This is a genomic window from Magnetococcales bacterium, from assembly GCA_015231175.1.
Classification (GTDB): Bacteria; Pseudomonadota; Magnetococcia; order Magnetococcales; family DC0425bin3; genus HA3dbin3.
In genome coordinates this window covers 1-3478 of sequence record JADGBZ010000152.1, presented here as the reverse complement: position 1 = coordinate 3478, position 3478 = coordinate 1, and the positions used below count along the sequence as shown (strand labels likewise).

Below are 3478 nucleotides of genomic sequence, written 5' to 3'. Positions count from 1 at the left end.
CAGTGCCGACTCCTGAATCGCCGTGCCGAGCAGCAACTCTTCAGCCGCCTCGCTCCACAAGTCGAGTCGGCGCAGGGTTGGCCGGATGATCAGGCTGCGGAATTGTTGTGGGTTCAAACCCATGATGCTGTCCTCCAGAAATTGAAACCCGCCACAGGTTACCCTGGGCGGTCGTGGTTGGTTCGTGGGGCATTTGGTAGGCCGGAAGCATCTCCCCTTTGCTGTCCTGATATTCAACGGGCCGAAAAACCGGCCCGTTGACACCATCATCCGTCCCAGTTTCAAACCCTCTGATCGTTTCCAAGACATGCTTGTGTTGCTGCATGGCATGGTTGCTCCCCAAAAAATGAGAAACCCGCCGCAGGTTACCCTGGGCGGGTGGTCGTGGTGTTGTTGATGATTAATTTTGGCTCTATTTGCGTTAACTGTGTGGCATCACCTTTGGACCGGTCCAACAGCCGCGATCAACCACGATTTCGGGTTGTTTGACTCCTCTTTGTGACGCTCAAGGAACCGTCTCCATCCAAGGTAGCTGCCCAGATATCTGGTCGCAACTCCGTTGAACTTGTGCATCCATCCCTTCAACCGACTGTCATAAGCGTTGACGTTCTGGACATGAAAAATCCGTTCTTTCACCCTGACTCCGGCCTTGATGTTCAATGCTTGGTGGGCGATTCCAGATTTTTTTGCCATGGATTTCATGGTTTTGCTTCCATCCGTACAAAGAAGGGTATCCTTGCCAAGAATAGGAACCAGCGCCATACCAAGATGCTCGGCATCAGCCTTCTCCAGAACCGTGTCGAACGTCTCGCCATTACGGTCCCTGGCGATCAAAACAGGGACCTGTTCAGAGGAAAGCCCCGGTTTGGTGGCCTTTCCTCCCCTTTTCCGGGCGAGTCGAGTCAAATCCCTTCGGCCTTTGAAAGACTCCAAGAAATATGTCTCGTCGGCTTCAGCGATCCCGGACAACTTGGTCGCCTTGTCGTTCATGAAGTTCTTCAAAAATCGATGTCTCCAACGGAATGCCGTAGTCGTAGCCACGCCACAACGCTCCGCAGACTTCTCAATTGTCGCACCGTCCTTCAACGCTTCCGAATACTCAAGCCATTTCTCCTTTTTTCGGAGTCCTGCCAAGTGGGTACCGGTCAACGCATTGAAAGTACGCCTACAATGGTTACACCGATAACGTTGCAGACCATTGGCCATTCCGTGCAGGCTCGCCCCTGGCATATCACATCTCGGGCAACGCCTTTCATCAGCGATCCGCTCCTCGATCACGTCGTGACTGGCCCTGCTTGGGTCAGGAAGCATCAGCGCATCAACGGCTCTTTGTCGTTGATTTGGAGTCAGCAAGTCAGCCTGCGCCAGCCATTTCTGGAAATCGGTCGGGTCCATAGCATTTCTCCTGGAAAATCAATTCACAGGAGAAATCGTAGCACGACTCACATAGTTAACGCAAATAGAGCCTTAATTTTTCGTGGCCGCGTCTATTGCCACCTCCAAAGACCTCCCGACATTGACCTGGGAGGTTGCAGGGACCGCTCGAAAGCGATCGCCGGGAGGACTCGGAAGGTTCGGGAAGAATTCTTCCTCCATTGCCCCGCTACCCGGAGCAATAAAAAACCACCCCGAGTCTCCCCTGGGTGGTTCGTCAAAATCTGCAACAGTGCGGCGGTGCGTGCGTTCCGCCATTGTAATTCGGAGCCTACCACAATCCGCCCTTGCATGTTCAAAGAAAAGATGTTCACACGCCGTGTTCAAACATCTTTTTTGCACATGATGAAAAAAACCCGCCGAGGGAATCCCCTGGGCGGGTTTGCATAGCCGATCATATTCCGCAGGAGCATCGTGCGTGCGCTTCCGCCATTGTAACCCGGAGACTACCATATCCCGGCCTTGCATGTTCAAAGAAAAGATGTTCAAACACGGCGTTCAAACATCTTTTTTTCAGATGCGATGTTGAGACGGACGGCAATCTGCAGCAAAGCCTCCTTCCACCTCGTCCAGACCGTCGTGCGACAGGTACCCATCGCACGGGAAATCTCCTTCCATGGCCTGCGTTCCGCCCGCAACCAAAGCAACCGGACGTCATCTCGTCCAAGCCACCTCAGCCATTCCAGACTTTCATCCATCCTGGCAATGGCATCCGCTGTTGGTGGGCCGGGGCGAACCAATGGAGGCTCTTCCCAGTCGCTGACATCCATGGCGTCATGAATCACCTGCGGCCAGCCCGAGCCATATCCGGCTGGTCTCACCTCCGGCAACCGATAGAGGGTACTGGCGGCCTCTTCCAGTTGGTCGGCGACCATCTTCGGCGTCCATTTACCGTCCATATTGCACCTCCTTCACCGCTTTCTGCCCGAATAGCTTCTTGGCCAGATGTTTCACCATCTCCTGTTCCGGCCAACCAAGCCGCCTGTCATCAATGGCCACCACCAGTATGCCGTGGTTGTGCCACCCCTCCTTCCTCTGTTGCTCCGGATCTGCCTTGTGCGGAATGAGCCGTGACAGGCAAGAGCGAGGCAGTCTTGGTCCGCCATTCATGACATCACCTCCTCTTCCATTGCCCAGTGCAGGATGGCCAGTGCGTCGGCAGAATTGTCGTCGGCAGGGTTGTGTCCTTTGCGCCGCATGGCCTCGATCACCTCAGCCTTGCTGGCATTACCTTTTCCTGTGGCGTGGCGCTTGACAGTCCCGACAGGCACACCCCGATACGGTATCTCCTGCTGCTCGGCCCAGGCCGAGAGGTGAGCCAGGAAACCACCGTAGACATGGGCAGCCGTGACGCCTGCGTGTGCCCTGACCTCCTCGAACCAGATCGCCTGTATCGGCCCGGCAAACCGGCTCACCTCATCCAGCCAGTGCTTGAACCGAACATAGGCCATACCACCACCCTCGAACCGGCCCGGCTTGAACTCCACCGTACCGCTGGTGATGGTTCCATCTGCCTGATGCAGAGCCCAACCCATCTTGCTACCCAGATCCAGGGTGAGAATGTTGCGGGCGTTATCCATGGCTACGACCTCCCATTTCCCCGGCCAGCTTGTTGATGGCTTGACCCATCTCGCGCAGGGTATCTGAGAGTCCCGCGTTCCAACTCGAACGAGGCTGGGATACAGCCGGTCTCCGGACCATGGCGAGTGCATCGAGAATTCTCTGTGCGCCGATGCGGTAGGTGTGGCGCGCATCCTCCTCGATGTCCATCATGGCATCGAGCTGCTCCACGAGCTGCCGAACCCCTTTTTCGCTCAACTGGTAGCCACGAATCGAACCAAGCGCCTTTGCCGGGGGTGAAATCATCAAGGGATGGTAGTCGGCGGCAGCCAGTACATCCTTCATCCCCATCTGCCAGACAATATCGCCCAGGACGGCATGGTTCAGATCACATGCATGGCAAAAAGCCAACGAGGTGGTCCATGCCGTACCATACTGCAAGTGAATCGGCTGAACGGCCTGATGGTAGGACATGCTGCCACCC

General features: G+C 55.8%; 5 protein-coding genes. All 5 read right to left on the bottom strand.

Features of this window, described 5'->3' with window-relative positions:
• Positions 1 to 435: 435 nt before the first annotated feature.
• The 5 genes from HQL63_16050 to HQL63_16030 all read right to left on the bottom strand — a co-directional run bounded on the left by HQL63_16050 (position 436) and on the right by HQL63_16030 (position 3468).
• A complete protein-coding gene (locus tag HQL63_16050; protein ID MBF0178335.1) occupies positions 436 to 1395 on the bottom strand; it encodes an IS1595 family transposase in 960 nt (319 codons plus the stop codon).
• A 524-nt stretch (positions 1396 to 1919) separates the two neighbouring features.
• Positions 1920 to 2333, bottom strand: coding sequence for a helix-turn-helix domain-containing protein (locus HQL63_16045; GenBank protein MBF0178334.1), 414 nt, complete (start codon positions 2331 to 2333; stop codon positions 1920 to 1922).
• A complete protein-coding gene (locus HQL63_16040; GenBank protein MBF0178333.1) occupies positions 2323 to 2544 on the bottom strand; it encodes a hypothetical protein in 222 nt (73 codons plus the stop codon). Before HQL63_16040 ends, HQL63_16045 begins: the two co-directional genes overlap by 11 nt.
• The gene (locus HQL63_16035) at positions 2541 to 3014 is read right to left on the bottom strand and encodes a hypothetical protein (GenBank protein MBF0178332.1); all 474 of its coding nucleotides are present in this window, start codon (positions 3012 to 3014) and stop codon (positions 2541 to 2543) included. Before HQL63_16035 ends, HQL63_16040 begins: the two co-directional genes overlap by 4 nt.
• Entirely contained in the window at positions 3007 to 3468 is a 462-nt protein-coding gene (locus HQL63_16030) for a hypothetical protein (GenBank protein ID MBF0178331.1), read from the bottom strand. The genes HQL63_16035 and HQL63_16030 overlap by 8 nt, the downstream gene beginning before the upstream one ends.
• Between the last annotated feature and the right edge of the window lie 10 nt (positions 3469 to 3478).